General features: G+C 69.4%; 15 protein-coding genes and 1 tRNA gene. 4 read left to right on the top strand and 12 right to left on the bottom strand.

Annotated elements, in window-relative coordinates; all coding sequences use genetic code 11:
• The first annotated feature begins 65 nt into the window (after nt 1-65).
• The 4 genes from FWJ67_RS00335 to ytvI all read left to right on the top strand — a co-directional run bounded on the left by FWJ67_RS00335 (nt 66) and on the right by ytvI (nt 4,197).
• Nucleotides 66-941 (top strand): 3-hydroxyacyl-CoA dehydrogenase family protein, encoded by an 876-nt coding sequence (locus tag FWJ67_RS00335; protein ID WP_304173818.1) that lies wholly within the window; start codon nt 66-68, stop codon nt 939-941.
• Between the two features lie 45 nt (nt 942-986).
• The gene (locus FWJ67_RS00330) at nt 987-2,228 is read left to right on the top strand and encodes an acetate/propionate family kinase (RefSeq protein WP_414481817.1); all 1,242 of its coding nucleotides are present in this window, start codon (nt 987-989) and stop codon (nt 2,226-2,228) included.
• A 58-nt stretch (nt 2,229-2,286) separates the two neighbouring features.
• On the top strand, nt 2,287-3,015 hold the full coding sequence (locus tag FWJ67_RS00325) for a cytochrome c biogenesis CcdA family protein (RefSeq protein WP_304173814.1): 729 nt from the start codon (nt 2,287-2,289) through the stop codon (nt 3,013-3,015).
• A 90-nt stretch (nt 3,016-3,105) separates the two neighbouring features.
• Nucleotides 3,106-4,197, top strand: a complete 1,092-nt coding sequence (ytvI, locus tag FWJ67_RS00320; RefSeq protein ID WP_304173812.1) for a sporulation integral membrane protein YtvI — start codon at nt 3,106-3,108, stop codon at nt 4,195-4,197.
• Between the two features lie 103 nt (nt 4,198-4,300).
• Here the strand turns inward: ytvI and FWJ67_RS00315 are convergent, their stop codons facing one another.
• From FWJ67_RS00315 to rho, 12 genes are all read right to left on the bottom strand, one after another.
• Nucleotides 4,301-4,588 (bottom strand): hypothetical protein, encoded by a 288-nt coding sequence (locus FWJ67_RS00315; RefSeq protein WP_304173810.1) that lies wholly within the window; start codon nt 4,586-4,588, stop codon nt 4,301-4,303.
• Nucleotides 4,589-4,683: 95 nt separating this feature from the next.
• On the bottom strand, nt 4,684-6,465 hold the full coding sequence (locus tag FWJ67_RS00310; protein ID WP_414482515.1) for an ATP-binding protein: 1,782 nt from the start codon (nt 6,463-6,465) through the stop codon (nt 4,684-4,686).
• The gene (locus FWJ67_RS00305) at nt 6,438-7,223 is read right to left on the bottom strand and encodes a response regulator transcription factor (RefSeq protein WP_414481818.1); all 786 of its coding nucleotides are present in this window, start codon (nt 7,221-7,223) and stop codon (nt 6,438-6,440) included. Before FWJ67_RS00305 ends, FWJ67_RS00310 begins: the two co-directional genes overlap by 28 nt.
• A gap of 34 nt (nt 7,224-7,257) precedes the next feature.
• Nucleotides 7,258-9,159: a hypothetical protein gene (locus FWJ67_RS00300; RefSeq protein WP_414482514.1), complete on the bottom strand. Its 1,902-nt coding sequence runs from the start codon at nt 9,157-9,159 to the stop codon at nt 7,258-7,260.
• 146 nt (nt 9,160-9,305) lie between these two features.
• On the bottom strand, nt 9,306-9,869 hold the full coding sequence (locus FWJ67_RS00295) for a cob(I)yrinic acid a,c-diamide adenosyltransferase (protein WP_304173802.1): 564 nt from the start codon (nt 9,867-9,869) through the stop codon (nt 9,306-9,308).
• A 46-nt stretch (nt 9,870-9,915) separates the two neighbouring features.
• Nucleotides 9,916-11,196 (bottom strand): MFS transporter, encoded by a 1,281-nt coding sequence (locus FWJ67_RS00290; RefSeq protein WP_414482513.1) that lies wholly within the window; start codon nt 11,194-11,196, stop codon nt 9,916-9,918.
• Nucleotides 11,197-11,319: 123 nt separating this feature from the next.
• Nucleotides 11,320-11,394: transfer RNA gene (locus FWJ67_RS00285), tRNA-Asn, on the bottom strand.
• 61 nt (nt 11,395-11,455) lie between these two features.
• Nucleotides 11,456-12,934: a lysine--tRNA ligase gene (lysS, locus tag FWJ67_RS00280; RefSeq protein WP_414481821.1), complete on the bottom strand. Its 1,479-nt coding sequence runs from the start codon at nt 12,932-12,934 to the stop codon at nt 11,456-11,458.
• 62 nt (nt 12,935-12,996) lie between these two features.
• A complete protein-coding gene (gene greA, locus FWJ67_RS00275) occupies nt 12,997-13,479 on the bottom strand; it encodes a transcription elongation factor GreA (protein ID WP_304173798.1) in 483 nt (160 codons plus the stop codon).
• 223 nt (nt 13,480-13,702) lie between these two features.
• A complete protein-coding gene (gene rpmE, locus FWJ67_RS00270) occupies nt 13,703-13,915 on the bottom strand; it encodes a 50S ribosomal protein L31 (protein ID WP_304173796.1) in 213 nt (70 codons plus the stop codon).
• A gap of 91 nt (nt 13,916-14,006) precedes the next feature.
• Nucleotides 14,007-15,083: a peptidoglycan DD-metalloendopeptidase family protein gene (locus FWJ67_RS00265; protein WP_414482512.1), complete on the bottom strand. Its 1,077-nt coding sequence runs from the start codon at nt 15,081-15,083 to the stop codon at nt 14,007-14,009.
• A gap of 159 nt (nt 15,084-15,242) precedes the next feature.
• Nucleotides 15,243-16,514, bottom strand: a complete 1,272-nt coding sequence (gene rho / locus FWJ67_RS00260; protein WP_414482511.1) for a transcription termination factor Rho — start codon at nt 16,512-16,514, stop codon at nt 15,243-15,245.
• Between the last annotated feature and the right edge of the window lie 50 nt (nt 16,515-16,564).

Raw genomic sequence — 16,564 nt, 5'->3', positions numbered from 1 at the left:
ACAGAATAAGACCGTGAGGGAACAGCCTCAATCGAAAACACCAACGGTTGTCAGGAGGGAGCGGGGTGGCAGCACCGCGCGTGGGAGTGGTGGGTGCGGGTACGATGGGGACGAGCCTCGCGCAGCACCTCGCCCAGCAGGGTTTTGATGTGATCCTGGTGGACGTGGATGGCGCGGCCCTCAAGCGCTCGATGGAGACCATCGAGACCCGCTTGGATCAACGTCTGGAGAAATGGGCGATCACCGAGGCCGAGAAGCGGGTGATCCTCAAGCGGATTTCGCCCACCCTCTCGCTGGAGGCCGTCGCCCCGGCGGAGCTGGTGATCGAGGCGGTCACCGAAGACCTCGAGGTGAAGAAGGCGCTCTTCCGCCAGCTGGACGCCCAATCATCGCCGGAGCAGCTTCTCGCCAGCAACACCTCCACCTTGAGCATCACCGAATTGGCGGCCGTCACCCAACACCCCGAGCGGGTCCTGGGCCTGCACTTCGTCAACCCGGTGACGGAGATGCCCATTGTGGAGATCATCCGGGGCCTGCACACGTCGGAGGCCAGCGTCCAGCGGGCCCGGACGCTGATGGAGAAGGCGGCCAAGGTGCCCGTGGAGGTCTACGAGTCGCCCGGGTACGTCACCACCCGGCTGATCATGCCCCTGCTCAACGAGGCCATGTACTGCGTCATGGAGGGGGTCGCCTCGCCGGAGGACATCGACACCGCCATGCGCCTGGGCTACCGCTTCCGCATGGGGCCCTTGGAGATGGCGGACCGCATGGGCTTGGATTCGGTCCTGGTGGCCATGGAGCGGCTCTTCCGGGAGTACGGTGATGTCAAGTTCCGCCCGTGCCCGCTGCTCAAGAAGTACGTCCGGGCGGGCAACCTGGGTGTCAAGACAGGCCAAGGCTTTTTCCGTTATGATGAAGAGGGACGCCGGGTCGACGGGTGAGGCCACAGAACGGGAGGATGACCCGGAGGGGGCCGGAGAGCCGGCATGGGGGTGGACACTGTGAAGGTTTTTGTTCTGAACTCGGGCAGTTCGTCGGTGAAGTACAAGCTGTACGACATGCCCGCGGAGACGGTCCTGGCCTCGGGCCAGGTGGAGCGGATCGGCATGGAGGATGCGCTGGTCACCCACCGGGTTCCGGGGCGGGAGCCGTACCAGCTCCAGCAGGAGATCCTGGACCACACCACGGCCATTCAGCAGGTGCTCCGCCTGCTCACCGACCAGGAACGGGGCACAGCCGTCTTGGAGCGGATTGACGAGATCGGCGCGGTGGGCCACCGGGTGGTCCACGGGGGCGAGGCTTTCCAGGAGTCGGTCCTGGTGACGCCGGAGGTGAAGGCGACCATCCGGGAGCTGACGGAGCTGGCGCCCCTCCACAATCCCCACAACCTGTCGGGGATCGAGGCGGCCGAAGGGCTCCTGCCGGGAGTGCCGCAGGTGGCCGTCTTCGACACAGCCTTCCACGCGCGCATGCCTCAGCACGCCTACCTGTACGCACTCCCGCGGCTTCTGTACGAGCGGTACGCCGTCCGCCGGTACGGCTTCCACGGCTCGTCCCACCGGTACGTGGCTGAGCGGGTCCGGACCCTCCTGGGCGGCGAAGGGACGCCCAAGATCATCACCTGCCACCTGGGCAACGGCGCCAGCATCGCCGCGGTCCTGGGGGACCACTCCATCGACACCTCCATGGGCTTCACCCCCCTGGAAGGCCTGATGATGGGAACTCGGTCCGGCGACGTGGACGCCGGCGCACTCCTCTACATCATGGCCCGGGAGGAGCTGTCGCTGGCCGAGGCGGACGCCATGCTCAACAAGCACAGCGGCCTGCTGGGCATCTCGGGCACCGCCTCCGACATGCGGGAGATCGAGGCAGGCGCGGAGCAGGGCGATGAGGGCGCTGCCCTGGCCCTGGAGATGTTCACCTACCGGATCCGGAAGTACATCGGCGCCTACGCCGCGGCCCTCAATGGGGTGGACGCCATCGCCTTCACCGCCGGGATCGGCGAGCACTCACCCCGGGTCCGGGAGATGGTCTGCGCCGGGCTGACCTACCTGGGCGTCGAGTTGGATCCGGAAGCCAACCGCCAAGCCAAGGGCGAGGCCCTCATCTCCACGCCCGCCAGCCGGGTGCCCGTCTATGTCATCCCCACCGACGAAGAGGTGGTCATCGCCCGGGACACGGTGGCCGTCGTCGCCCGGGAACGGGCGCCCGTCGCCGGGCAGGGTTGAAGCGGCATCCCCCCTCGGGCTATAATGGGATGAGTTGGTACCCGAGGGGGGTATTTCTGTGCCTGGGACCGAGATCGGGCTCCCCATCGCCTTCCTGGCTGGGGCCGCGTCGGTGGTCTCGCCCTGCGTTCTGGCCCTGATTCCCGCCTATGTGAGCTACCTCTCGGGTTTGAGCCTGGGGGAGCTGAGCGCGGGGGGCGGCGCCAGCCGCTTCCGGCACCGGGTGCTGGCGGGGGCGGTGCTCTTCATCCTGGGCTTCACCCTCGTCTTCGTCGCCTTCGGCGCCACCGCGACGGCTCTAGGCCGCCTGCTCCTCGTCTACCAGGACGTCATCCGCAAACTCGCGGGGATTTTGGTCATCCTCTTCGGCATCTACCTGACGGGGCTGGTCCCCATGCCCTTCCTGGACCAGGAGCGGCGGCTCGATCTGGGGCGCCTGCCCCGGGGGCCCCTGGGGGCCTTTCCCGTCGGGATGGCCTTCGCCGCGGGCTGGACCCCCTGCGTGGGACCCGCCCTGGCCTCCATCCTCTTCCTGGCCGGGACCCAGCAAACCCTCTGGCAGGGCGTCATCCTGCTCCTCGCCTACTCCCTGGGCATGGGGCTGCCCTTCCTGGTCATGGCCCTCCTCATTGGCCGGTTCCAGGAGTGGCTCCCCCGCCTCACCCGCCACAGCCGGTGGATCTCCCTGGCCAGCGGCACCCTGGTGGCCGCGGTGGGGGTGATGCTCTACACCAACGCCTTCTTCCGGCTGGCGGGGCTCTTCAACTACTACTCCTGGGGCCTGTAGCCTCCGGTGCGGGCGCCGCGGGACAAGCCCTAGGAAGGGGCACCACGGGCATGGTATAATGCTCCCACCGATGGCGAAGGGCGGTGAACTGTGGTCGAACGCCTCCTTCAGCCGAAAACCTGGCTGCTCCTGGCCGGCGTGGTCCTGGCCGTCCTCTACCGGGCGCCTCTGGGGGCCACCCTCCTCCCCTTCTTCATGGCCTTTCTCCTGGCCATGCTCATCGACCCGGCGGTGGGCTGGGTGGAGCGGAAAGCCCGCCTGCCCCGCCCTTTGGCCGTCCTGCTGGTCCTCTCCTTGGTGATCCTGGTGGCCGTCATTCTCATCTCGGTCATCTTTATCCGCCTGGTGGGGGATCTCATCAGCCTGGTCAGCCATGCGCCGGAGCTGCGGGACCAGATGATCCTCCTCACCGGCGAGGCGATGGCCGCCATCAACCAGCTGGTGGAGGCCCTGCCGCCGGAGATCGGCGCCTACGTCACCGCCGGCGTGGAAAACTTCAGCCGCCAGGCCCTGGCGTTCATCCAGAGCCTGGTCCAGCGGCTCCTGGCCGGCCTCTCCAGCCTGCCCAGCCTCCTGGTCATCGCGGTGTTGACGGTCATGGCCGCCTACTTCCTCAGCCGGGACCGGGAGCAGCTGGTGGAAAGCCTGCTGGAGCTCGTGCCTGCCCGCCACCAGCGGACCGCCCGCCGGGTCCAGGAGCGGCTCCTGGAGGACTTGATCGGCTTCCTCCACGGCAACATGCTCATCGCCGTCATGACCACCTCCCTGGCCATGGTGGGCCTCTTCTTGATGGGCACACCCTACTGGACCCTCCTGGGCCTCCTCCTGGGCATCCTCGACCTGATCCCCGTCGTCGGCCCAGGGATCGTCATCTTCCCCTGGGCAGTGATCAGCCTGGCCGTCGGCCGGCTGGGCGAGGCGGTGGGGCTCCTGATCCTCTACGCGGGGATCTTCCTCACCCGCCAGATGGCCACGCCGCGGCTGTTGGGGACGGCCATCGGCATCCATCCGGTGGCCACTCTGCTTTCCATCTACGGGGGGATCATCTTCTTCGGGGCTGTGGGACTTCTCTTGGGCCCCGTGCTGGCCATCGGCGTGAAGGCGGCCCTCGTTGCCCGGCGCTCCCTCCGGGAGGAGATGGCGGAGCGGGGCCACGAGCCGGCGAGGGCGGCGGGATCCTAACGCGACCGGGAGCCGAACTCGGCGAGGACTGCACGGCCTGGAGAGGAAGGAGGCCTGGCCGCCCCATGGGGCCAGGCCCGAGAAGGCGGAGCGGAGGGACGGGTCAGGGCAGGTGCCCGTGAACGACACCCATCCGCGAAGGCCAGGCGTACTCCTCAGCCCGGTGTTCGGCCTTGGGAAGCCGGTACCCTTGAGCCCGGAGCTGGCTCAGCCGGCGCCCCACCGACTGGCTGGTCCGGTTGAGGATCTCCCCGATCTCGCGGATGGAGTACCCTTCTTGGTACAGCTGCACGAGCACCATGTCCCCGTCGGGCGTCCAGGGCCGGTTCCGTCCCAAGACCCCGGAGCGACGGCCTGACCCTTTCTGGCCTGCCTGTGTGGTCCGTGCCACCCGAAGGCCCTCCTTCTCTCTCTGGAGCACCTTCAGGATATCAGGCGGGTATGTCCATTCCGGGTCAAACCTGTGACGGATTTGTGACGACAGGCTCAAGACCGGCTGGGCACCGCGTCCACGGGGCCGGCGGCCGTGGGCAGGCTGAACGAGAACCGGCTTCCCTGCCCCACTTGGCTCTCCACCCAGGCCCGGCCTCCGTGGAGTTCCACCAGCTGGCGGACGATGACCAGGCCCAGGCCGGTACCCGACCCGTCGGCGGTGCGGGCCTTGTCCACCTTGTAGAAGCGGTCCCAGATGTAGGGGAGGGCTTCGGGGGGGATGCCGGGGCCTGTGTCCTCCACCACCGTCACCACCTGGTCTTGGCGGGAGTAGGCGCTCACCCGGACCCGGCCGGGCCGCCCGGCATGCCGGATGGCGTTCTCCACCAGATTGATCAGGATCTGGTCCAGGCGGTCCCGATCGGCCCAGACCCGCGGCAGGTCCTCGGGCACCTCGTTCTCCACCTGCACCGCCTCGCCCTCAATCCGGGGCTGCATGCTGGCCAGGACATCCTCCACCACCTGGGCCAGCACCAGGGGCTGGCAGCGGAGGGTGACCTGGCCGCTTTCCATGCGAGAAAGGTCCAGGAGGCTGTTGACCAGCCGGATGAGGCGCATGGTCTCGTCGTGCATCACGCCCAGGTAGCGGTCCACCTCCCGGGGCTCAGTGACCACCCCTTCCCGGATGGCCTGGAGGAAGCCCCGCAGGGAGGTGAGGGGGGTTCGCAGCTCGTGGGAGACGGCGGCGACGAACTCCCGCCGCATCTGCTCCATCCGGTACTGCTCGGTGATGTCCTCCACCAGCCCCACCGCGCCCCCGATCTGCTCGTCGCCCGTGATGGGGGCCACCCGCAGGCGGAGGTAGCGGTCCCCCTCCAGGCGGATGTCCTCCAGGGTGGTCCCGTCGGCCAGGCAGCGCCGGAAGAGGGCGAGCCACTCGGGCGGCAGGAGCTGGTCGACGGGCCGGCCTTCGGCCCCGTCGGGCAGGTGGAGCAGTTCTTGGGCCTGGGGGTTGCTGAGGAGGAGGTGGCCTCGCACATCCACGGCCAGGAGCCCCTCGCTCATGCTCCGAACGATGGACTCCCGCTGCCGCTTCTCCCGGGTGAGGGCGTCGATGGTGAGGCCCAGCTCCCGGGTGAGCTGGTTGAAGGTTCGGGCCAGCTGGCCGATCTCATCCTCATCTTCCACGTCGATCCGCTGGTCGAACCGGCCCTGGCGCATGGCCTGGGCGGCCGCCATCATCTGGCGGACCGGGCGGGTGATCCGCCGGGAGCCGTACAAGGCCAGGAGGAGGGCCAGGGTGAGAGCGACCAGGGAGGCGGAGAGGATGAGGCTTCGGATCCCCCGGACCGCGGCCATGAGACCGCTGACCGGTGCGTGGAGCAAGACCGCGCCCGCCACCCGTCCCTGGACGATGACGGGGGCGGCGACGGAGAAGGTGGGTTCGGAGAGGTCGGGCACCAAGCCCACCCGGCTGACCAGCCGTCCCGTCCGGACGTGACGGAGCTCGTTGGGGCCCAAACGGAAGCCTTCCCAGCGGGTGTGGCGGAGAGAGGTGAGGAGGACCAGGCCCTGCTCGTTGACCACCCAGACCCGGGCGTCGGCCATCCGGTCCACGGTTTCCAGGAGGAAGTGGGCCGTCTCGGGATCGGCCCGGAGGAGGGCCCCGTTGGCGATGAGCGCGGCCAGGACCTGGGCCTGGCTCTCCAGCTCCCGGCGGCGTTCCGCGAAGAAGTAGTCCTGGGCAAAGTAGCCCACGCCGAAGGCCAGGATGGCCATGGTCACCACGATGAGGAGGACCTCATGGATTAGGAGCTTGCCGAAGACGGTGCGCATGAACCATCGGCCCTCTCCGCGTCATCCACCTCCTGGGGCTCGAAGCGGTAGCCCACCCCCCAGACCGTGTGGATGTACCGCCGGGGACTGCCGGCCGGCTCGATCTTTCGCCGCAGCCGCTTGATGTGGACATCGACTGTCCGCTCGTCCCCGTAGAAGTCGAACCCCCACACCCGTTCCAAGAGCTGATCCCGGGTGAGGGTCCGCCCTGAGGCCCTCGCCAGCTCCCAGAGGAGATCGAACTCCCGGGGGGTGAGGGCCACGGGGGTCCCGTCCAGGAGGACCCGGTGCTCGTCGTGGTCGATGACCAGCCCCGGAAAGACCAGACGCTCCCGGGCCTCATCCCCTTCCCGCACCCGGCGGAGGATGGCCTTCACCCGGGCCACCACTTCCCGGGGGTTGAAGGGTTTGGTCACGTAATCGTCGGCCCCCAGTTCCAAGCCCAGGATCTTCTCCATGTCGTCATCCCGGGCGGTGAGCATGAGGATGGGCAGGGAGCTTTGGGCCCGCACCCGACGGCAGACCTCCCACCCGTCCATCTCGGGGAGCATCAGATCCAAGATGAGCATCTGGTACCGGCCGCTCAGGGCCTCCTCCAACCCGCTCCGGCCGTCGTGCCGGCAGGTGACCTCGAAGCCCTCCCGGCGCAGGTAGAGGGTGACCAGCTCGCACACATGGGGATCGTCGTCGACGACCAAGACCCGATCCAGAGGACCACCTCGCCTCTTCCGGCGGCAGGCCGCGAGGTTTGCCGCCATTCTACCCCAAAGGTGTGTCAAAAAGGTGACAACCCTAGGAGGGCACCCAACTGTCCAAGCCCGTCCGCAGAGGGTGCCGCCGGACCCGCTCCACCCGGACGGCCCCGTCGCCGAAGCGGAGGTCCAGCTGGGTGACCAGCTCCTCGCCCAGAAGGGGGCTGTCCTTCAGCTCCAGCCGGGCCGAGCCCGCCGGCGCGGCCAGGGAGCCCTCCAACCGGGCCCGGCCGTCGAACCGGCCCGCCAGCAGGTAGGAGGGGAACTGGTACCCCAAGAGGGCCGCCATCTCCGGCAGGGATTCATCCACCACGTAGAGCTCCACATCGAGCCCCGCCCCGGGGGAGCCCCCGTCACCCACCTGGGGACCCACCCAGCCGCTCACCTGGTACTGGCCGCCGCCCACCCGGCGGCCCGCCAGGGCCTCGATCCGCACCTGGCTCCAAGTGCCGCCAAAGGTGCCGGCCACCTCTTCGAAGGTGGCGGGCCCCGCCACCAGCCGGGCGCTGGCCAGCTGGGCCGTCAGGGCCGGATCCCCCACGGGCCCCTCCAGGCGGACCTGCCCGTCCACCCGGCCCGCCAGGCCCAAGGCCCGGAAGGGCGCCAGCAGCTGGAGGGGGAAGCCTTGGCTGGTCACGTCGGCGGCCAGCTGGCCGCCCCCCTCGCCCGGCTGCCACCAGCCCGAGGCGGTGAGCCGCCCGGGGCCCGCCTGGACTTCAGCCCGCGCGATCTGGAGCCGCCCCTGGTCCCAGGCCACCTCCGCCTCCAGGGCATCCACCTCCCCGCCCATCACCGTCGCGACGGGGGCGGTCACCACGCCGTCCAGGCGGAGGGCCCCCCAGGGCCCGTCCACATGGCCCTCCAGGGCTCCCTCGCCGTCCACGTACCCCTCCAGGACCGGAAGGTATCGGGCCAAGGGCAGCCGCTCCCCCCGCACCGCCAGCTGAAGCCCTTTCGGGTCGAGCTGCCCGTCGGCCACAAGGGCGGCGGGCCCGTCCCTCAGCTTCAGGGCCTCCAGAATCAGGGGGCCGCCTGCCCACCGGGCCCGCGCCTCGAGCTGCTCCATGGGGTAGGTGGCCCAGGGGGTGGCGATGGTGACAGGGCCGCCCTCGGCCGCCAGCTCCACCTGGGGCCAGGGGCCCGAACCCGAGAGGGTGCCGGCCACCGTGACGGGACCGGTTAGGGCGATCCCCCGGGGCCAGCCCTCCACCCGGGCCAGCACCTGGCTCACCCAGGGGGCGCCCAGATCGGCCGCTAGCTGGAACGTCCCTGACCAGGCGCCCGCTTCCACGGGGATGCCCAGTTCCACGGCGAGCCGGCTGCCCCCCTGGTCCACCAGCACCAGGCTCCCCGCCAGACGCCCGTCAGCCTCGTCCTCCCGGGTCAGGGTGGCCTCCCCGGCCAGCCGGACCAGCTCCCCCTGGCCATCGGCCAAGGTCAGGTCCGCCTCACGGATCTGGACCAGCAGGCCTGCGGGCAGGCGGGCCAGGAAGCCCGCCGCGGGGTCCGACGGCCGGTCGGGCCCCGAGGGCAGGCCGCCGGTCCTGCCTGGGGACGGGGCTGGGCTGGCCGCCTGGGGCCACTCCACCCGGGCGTGGACCCCCCAAATGGTGACCCGTTCCACGGCGCCCAAGAGGTCCTTCCCGGCCAGGCCCCGCAGCAGGTCGAAACCAAGGGTGACCCGGTCGGCCCGCACATCGGGCCGCCCGTCCCCGTCCAGATCGACCCGGAGGGCGGTGGCTTCCAGGGCCCGCAGGCCCGTCAGCCGGACGCTCCCCAGCTCCACGCCCACCCCGGGCAGGGCCCGGGCCAGGGCCTCCTCCGCCCACCGGGTGGGGAGGCGGGAGCTGTTGAGGCCCAAGACGGCCAGCGCCACCAGCAAGAGCACCAGGCCCCCTCCCAAGAGGAGCCGTTCCATCCACAGCCAACGTCGGGTCTGCACACCTGCACCTCCGCCTGGCGGGCCCCCAGGCCCCGCGGATCCAGGTTGGCGCCCGGATCCCACTAGGGCGCCTTTCGTCTTGGGGTGGACCAGACCCTGTAGGAAGTTCCGCTAAGCCTGGCAGGGGTTGGAGGCGGCAGGAGGGTTCAGGGCCGCCAGGACTCCTCGGCTGCCCCCAGCCCCCGGTTGACGGCCCGGGCCAGGACGAAGAGGTAGTCGGAGAGCCGGTTGAGGAAGGTGAGGACCGGCGCCGGCACCGGTTCCTCTTGGTGGAGGGCGACCACCCGTCGCTCGGCCCGGCGGGCGACCGTCCGGGCCACGTGAATCTGGGCGGCCAGAGGGGTGCCGCCGGGCAGGATAAAGGTCTGGAGGGGCGGCAGCGCCGCCTCCAGCCCATCGATGGCCCGCTCCAGGGCCCGGGTGGCCTCCTCGGGGAAGGGCGGCACCAGGCCCTCGTCCGCCCGAGGTGTGGCGAGCACCGCCCCCATCTGGAAGAGCCACCCCTGGATGGTGCCCAAGAAGGCGACCCATGCCTCTCGGTCCGCCTCGGGGAGAGGGACCTGGGCCACCTGGGCCCGGATCAGGCCCAGCCAGGCGTTCAGCTCGTCGACGGCGCCGTACGCTTCAACCCGGGGAGCGCTCTTGGGAACCCGCCCGCCTTTGAAGAGGGAGGTTTGGCCCCGATCACCGCCGCGGGTGTAGATGCGCATCCTCGTCCCCTCCCAACGGTCGCGGTGGGTGTCGGGGAGAGGTTCGTCAGGCGGGGGCGGGACCCTGCCGCCACCGGGTGAGGAGGCGGCCGGGGCGGAAGGCGAGACCGACCGCGGTGGCCGTCCCCAGGGCCAGGGCGGCCGCCACCCCGTAAAGGGCGGCGGGGCTCCACCCCGCGCCCGCGGCCAGGCCGAAGGCCGGAGGACCTATGGCCACCCCGAAGAAGCGCATGGAGCCGTAGAGGCAGGTGACCGCGCCCCGCCGGGCCGCGTCCACCGAGCCGGTGACGGCGGTGTTGGCCGGCGTCAAGGCGGTTCCCACCCCCACCCCCAGGAAGAGGAGGGCGATCAGCCGCCAGGTGAGGCCGTGGACGAAGGGGATGAGGCCCAAGGCCAGCGCCGCGAGCCCCAGTCCCACCAGGAGCGCGGGCTGGACCCGCTCGGGCTTGCCCGCCAGCCAGCGCCCCATCACGTAGGAGCAGAGGGCGGAACCCGTCACGGGTACGGCCAGGGCCAGGCCCTTCCCAAGATCCCGCAAGCCGTAGACCGCCTCGGCCTGGTCGGAGAAGGTGGCCAGGGCTCCGAAGAGGAGAAAGAGACTGACCGCCCCGGTCAGGTAGGCCCCGGCGAGCCCGGCGCCCTTCTCCTGGGCCACCGCCTTGAGCCCGGCAAAGTACTGGCCCAGGGGCTGCCCTTTGGCCGCGCCCTCGGGGACCAGGGCCCATACGGCCAGGGCCGTGGGAATGGCCAGGGCCCCGTAAAAGAAGAAGGGGGCGAACCAGGTGATCAGGCCCAGGAGGGAGCCCAAGAGAGGGCTGGCCACCTTGCCGGCCCCGTTGGAGGTCTCCAAGAGCCCCAGGACCCGGGCCCGTCGTCCCGGAGGAAGCAGATCGCCCGTGAGGGTCATGGCCAGCTGATAGGTCCCCCCCGCCCCCACCCCTTGGAGAATGCGGGCGCCCAACAGGTAGGGGAACGGCTTGGCCAGCCAGAGGGCGGCCGCCCCCGCCAGGAGCCCGCCCAGGCCGTAGAGCATCAGGGCGGGCACCATGATGATCTTCCGGCCGTACCGGTCGGCCAGGGCCCCGGCCAGGGGGATGAGGAGCCCCGCCGGCACCGAGAAGGCCGTGATCAAGAGCCCCACCTGGACGGGGCTCACGTCCAGGGCGTGGCCCATCGCGGGCAGAACGGGGATGAGCATGGAGTTGCCCAGGACCATGACGAAGGGCACGCTGCAGAGGGCGGCCAGGGCCCAGAGGCTGAGGGACTCCCCCGCCCGGTCGGGCGCGGCGGAGGACGAGGCTTGGGGCGCAGGCTGATGGCTCTTCACCCGCCTAGGGTGTCTCCACCCCAGGAAACCCATGCAGGGGGGGCCGGCGGCGCCGGATCCCACCGGGCGGCGGGGAGCCCAGCGCCCCCAGAAAAGCAAAAAGGGCCGCCCTTTCGGACGGCCTGGCTCCTCGGGCAGGACTCGAACCTGCAACCATCCGGTTAACAGCCGGACGCTCTACCATTGAGCTACCGAGGATCGCACTGATAAGTGTAGCCCGCTGGAGCGGTCCTGTCAAGCCCCGACGCGCCATCCCCGCCTAAGCCTTGGGGCGCAGGTGGGGGAAGAGGAGTACCTCCCGGATGGAGGTCTGGTTGGTGAGGAACATGACCAGCCGGTCGACGCCGATCCCCAGGCCCCCGGCCGGTGGCATCCCCACCTGGAGCGCGCGCACGAAATCCTCGTCCATGAAATGGGCCTCTTCGTCGCCCTGGGCCCGGAGTTGGGCCTGGTGGCGGAACCGGGCCGCCTGGTCCAGCGCGTCGGTGAGCTCGGAGAAGCCGTTGCCGATCTCCCAGCCGGCCACGTAGGGCTCAAACCGGTCCACCCAGGCGGGGGCGTCCTCCTTCCGCCGGGCCAGCGGCGACACCTCCACGGGAAAGTCGGTGATGAAGACGGGTCCGTGGAGGTGATCGGCCACCTTCCGCTCGAAGATCTCGAAGACCACCTCACCGAGGCTGGCCGTCGGGGGAACCTCCACCCCCAAGGCGGCCGCCTGCTCCCGGGCCTCTTGGTCCGACGCGCCCCGCAGGTCCACCCCGGTCTGCTGGCGGACCGCCTCGATCATGGGCACCCGGGGCCAGGGCGGGGTCACGTCGTAGACCCGTCCCTGGAAGGTGACCTGGCGGGAGCCGCAGACCTCCTCGGCCAAGGCGGCCACCAGTTCCTCGGTGAGCTTCATCATGGCCTCCGCGTCGGCGTAGGCCTCGTAGCACTCCATGGCGGTGAACTCCGGGTTGTGGGTGGTGGAGATGCCCTCGTTCCGGAAGTTCTTCCCGATCTCAAAAACCTTCTCGAAGCCGCCCACCAGCAACCGCTTCAGGTAGAGCTCCGGCGCAATGCGCAGGTACAGCTCTGCGTCCAGCACGTTGTGGTAGGTGACGAAGGGACGGGCGTTGGCCCCCCCGGGGATGGGGTGCAGGATGGGCGTCTCCACCTCCAGGAACCCCCGGTCCACCAGGAAGCGGCGGATGCCGGTGATGATCTGGCTGCGCCGGCGGAAGACCTCCTTTACCTCCGGGTTGACGATGAGGTCCACGTACCGTTGGCGGTACCGCACCTCCACATCCCGGAGCCCGTGCCACTTATCGGGCAGGGAGGCCAAGGACTTGGTGAGGAGGGTCAGCTGGTCCACATCGATGCTGATCTGGCCCCGCCGGGTCCGTACCAACTCACCCTCCACACCAACGATGTCCCCCATGTCCAGCTCATTCCAGAGGCCGTAGGCCTCCGGGCCCATCCGGTCCTCCCGCAGGTAGAGCTGGATGGTGCCGCTCCCGTCCTGAAGGTCCCCGAAGCCCACCTTGCCATGGACGCGCCGGGCCATGAGCCGGCCGGCCACCCGGCACCGGCTTCCGGCCAGCCGGTCAAAATCAGTCACGAGTTCGGCGATCTGGTGGGTGCGCGCAAAAGCGCCCCCGTAGGGCTCCACACCCCGCGCCCGCAGGCTTTCCAGCTTGGCCAGCCGGTGCTCGTCCAACCTCAAGAGCTCCGAGTCGCCGTCCTGCCGACGGATCATGTCCGACGTCGCAGGCACCCCCTCGCTCGACCGGCCGGGCTCCCGGCCCGGCCGGTCCATGGTCACTCGTTCAAAACCTCGAGGATCTCCAGCTGGATGGTCCCGTCGGGGACCTTCACGGTCACGACCGTCCCTGCCCGTTGGCCCATCAAGGCTTTCCCAACCGGCGATTCGTTGGAGATCCGGTTCTCCGTCGGATCGGCCTCGGCCGAGCCGACCACCCGGTACTCCATCTCCTCGCCCAGCTCCAGGTCCCGCACCCGGACCCGGCTGCCCAAGACCACCACGCCGGCGTCGGCCTCGTCCATGCTCACCACCCGGGCCCGGCGCAGGGTCTTCTCCAGGGCGGCAATGCGGCCCTCGATAAAGGCCTGCTCGTTCTTGGCGTCGTCGTACTCGCTGTTCTCCGAGATGTCCCCAAGCTCACGGGCCGCCTTGATCCGCTCAGCCACCTCCCGACGCTTCTGGGTTTTGAGCATCTCCAGCTCGCTCTCCAACCGCGCGAGACCCTCTTTGGTCAGGAGGATTTCCTGCTGATCACTCATGCACCACGGCCTTCCTTTCGCCGGTAAAGTGAGTACGCCTTCAGAGCGCGCGACCACCTGCCGGGTCGACCGCCCTCAGGGTACAGGTCAACCACCCCGACGGTTCAGGGTGGCCCGGCGCGATGGGGATTGGTTGGCTGCACAGAGCCGCACTTACGGGCGAATTATAGCTGCGGTGTGGAAGCCCGTCAACGGAGGCAGGCCACCCCCGCAGCAACGGGTCTCAGGCCTGGGCCTTCTGGCCGTACCGGCGCTGGAACCGTTCCACCCGCCCACCCCGGACGGTCCGCTGCCGCGTCCCCGTGTAGTAGGGGTGGCACTGGGAACAGATCTCCACCCGGATGGGACCGGGATGGGTCGAACCCGTCTCGAAGGTGTTGCCGCACGCGCACGTGACGGTGACCCGATGGTATTCAGGATGGATCCCCGCCTTCACATGGCTCCCTCCCTTCCTCTACGCCGGACCGATTCTATCACGCCCCGGGCCGGGCCGCAACGGGAAGAGGCCGGAGGCAACCGCTGCCTGCTTAGCGCAGGTACCGCAGGGGATCCACCGCTTTCCCGTTCTGGCGGATCTCGAAGTGGACGTGGGGGCCCGTGGAGTTGCCAGTGGAGCCGCTCAGGGCGATGACCTCGCCCCGCTTGACCCGCTGGCCCCGCCGCACCAGAATCCGTGAGTTGTGGGCGTACCGGGTCTCGATCCCCCGGCCGTGATCGATCACCACCAGGTACCCGTAGCCGCCGTTCCAGCCGGCGAAGCGGACCACCCCATCGGCGGAGGCCCGCACCTGGGTCCCGGTGTTGACGGCGATGTCCAGCCCCTCATGCATCCGGCCCCAGCGAGGTCCGAAGCGGGAGGAGATCCGCCCCCGCACGGGCCAATCGAAGGCCCGTCGCAGGCGCCCGTTGGAGTCCACCAGGAGCAGGCGCTGCGCCACCAGGGCCTGGGCCCCGGGGATGAGGAGGACGGTCCCCGGCCGGAGCCGGGAGGGGTCTTCCAGGCCGTTGACCCGGACGATCTCCTGCAGGTCGGTCTGGTAGAGCCGGGCCAGATCCCACAGGGTGTCCCCCTGGGCGACGGTGTGCAAGGCCCCCTTCATGTTGGGCACCACGATCTGCTGGCCCGGCTGCAGGCGGGTGGGATCGATCCCCTCGTTGGCCGCGGTGAGGGTATCGACGTCGATCCCATACTGACGGGCAATGGTCCAGAAGCTCTCGCCCCGCTGGACCGAGTGCTTGAGCAGCTCGAACCGGGTGGGTGGGGCCGGGACCTCCGCCGCCGGCTCCGCTGGCGCCTCCTGGGCTGGGTCGGCCGGGTCGCCCCGGTCGGTGATCAGGGTCTCCACGGCCTCATCGGCCGGCAGGCGGGCGTCGAGGCTCGGATCGGGCGTGGCCTCTGCCTCACGGGCCAGGGCCACCTCAGGGGCCTGGGCCACCTGGGCGTACACATCCTGGTAGACCTCGTGGGTCAGTCGCCACTCATCCGCAGGCGCCGGACCCCCTTCTGCCGGGAGGTCTCGCCGTCCTCCTCCCACGGTTACCGCCGTCAGCAACGCGACGGCGAACAGAAGGGCTGCGACGCTTCTGGGCGTCCTCGCCTCCATCGGTTGCCTCCCCCCGGCGCCAGCGTCCAAGCGGGGCGACGGCTGCGCCCCTCTTCACCATCCGGCCCTTATGCTTTCGGGGCAGCGACAGCTTTTCCTCCCTAGAAGGGGCCCGGTGGCCGCCAGGGAGTTGGAGGCAAGGTTCAATGGAGGTTCCCCTTACGCCCGGACATTCTCGGCGAACTGGGAGTGGATGATCATGTCGATGAACTCTCGGTTGTTCTTGGTGTGGGTCAGGCGGTCGATGATGAGATCGGTGGTCTCCGCCGTGCCCAGATTGGCCAGCACCCGGCGCAGGATCCAGGTCATCTCCAGCTCCTCGGGCGAGAGGAGGAGCTCTTCCTTGCGGGTCCCCGACCGGTAGATGTCGATGGCGGGGAAGATCCGGCGTTCGGCCAGCTTCCGGTCCAGGTGGAGCTCCATGTTCCCCGTTCCCTTGAACTCCTCGTAGATCACCTCATCCATCCTGGAGCCCGTCTCGATGAGCGCGGTGGCGATGATGGTCAGGCTGCCGCCCTCCTCGATGTTCCGGGCCGCTCCGAAGAAGCGCTTGGGCCTGTGGAGCGCCGCCGGGTCCACACCGCCCGAAAGGGTGCGTCCGCTGGGCGGCACCACCAGGTTGTGGGCTCGGGCGAAGCGGGTGATGCTGTCGAGGAGGATGACCACATCCACCTTCTGCTCGACCAGACGCCGGGCCCGCTCCAGGACCAGGTCAGCCACCCGGACGTGGTTTTCCGGCGGCTCGTCGAAGGTGGAGCTGATCACCTCGCCGTTGACGGACCGCTTCATGTCCGTCACTTCCTCGGGCCGCTCATCGATGAGGAGGACCATCAGGTGGACTTCCGGGTGGTTGATGCTGATGCTGTTGGCGATCTTCTTGAGGACGGTGGTCTTACCGGCTTTGGGCGGGGAGACGATCATGCCCCGTTGACCCTTCCCGAGCGGTGCGATGATGTCCATGAGGCGGGTGGCCACATCCCCCGACCCTTCCACCTCCAGGCGCAATCGCTCGTTGGGGTAGATGGGGGTCAGCTTGTCGAACTCGGGCCGCTTGGCCGCCTTCTCGGGATCCATCATGTTGGCCGCCAGAACCCGGAGGAGGGCGTGGTACCGTTCCCCTTCCTTGGGCCGGCGGACCTGGCCGGTGACCAGATCCCCGGTGCGCAGCCCGAAGCGGCGGATCTGGGAGGGCGACACGTACACGTCATCGGGGCTCGGCTCGTAGCCGTTCACCCGGAGGAAGCCGTACCCATCGGGCAGGATCTCCAGGATTCCGTGGGCGAAGAGCAGCCCCTCCTTCTCCGCCTGCTTCTTCATGATGGCCAGGACCAGGTCGTTCTTCCTAAGCTTGGTCGCTCCGTTCAAGCCCAGCTCTTTGGCCAGTTCTTGCAGCTCCACAGCAGTCTTCGACTGCAGCTCTGAAATGTTCACTCCGAACTCCTCCTTGCATCCGGCTCCGAAGGGCTGTGCGCGCGAGAAGG

Source organism: Limnochorda sp. (assembly GCF_047459355.1).
Classification (GTDB): Bacteria; Bacillota; Limnochordia; order Limnochordales; family Limnochordaceae; genus Limnochorda.
The sequence above is the reverse complement of the archived record's forward strand: the minus strand, read 5'-3'. Positions and strand labels throughout refer to the sequence as shown.